At 37.7% G+C, this 220-nt stretch carries 1 tRNA gene; it reads left to right on the top strand.

From position 1 onward, the window contains the following. Window positions 1-67 precede the first annotated feature (67 nt). A tRNA-Asn gene (locus AB4274_RS22110) sits at window positions 68-143 on the top strand. Window positions 144-220 lie beyond the last annotated feature (77 nt).

Here is a 220-nt window from a genome sequence, read left to right as displayed (position 1 = left end):
TCGAGGCACCATTATTTGGTACTTAACAAATAATGGTCTTTATAGACCTGATGTTGAGACAAGTAATTCCCCTTTAGTTCAGTTGGTAGAACGGCGGACTGTTAATCCGTATGTCGCAAGTTCAAGTCTTGCAAGGGGAGCCATTTTTAAAGGACTTCATTTTATATGAGGTTTTAATTGAAGAGTTTAACTCTTTAAGCAAAGAATTTAGTGTGCCGAC

Origin of the sequence: Vibrio sp. 10N.261.55.A10, assembly GCF_041470825.1 — a bacterium.
Classification (GTDB): domain Bacteria; phylum Pseudomonadota; class Gammaproteobacteria; order Enterobacterales; family Vibrionaceae; genus Vibrio; species Vibrio crassostreae_C.
This window is presented reverse-complemented; position numbering and strand designations above follow the sequence as displayed.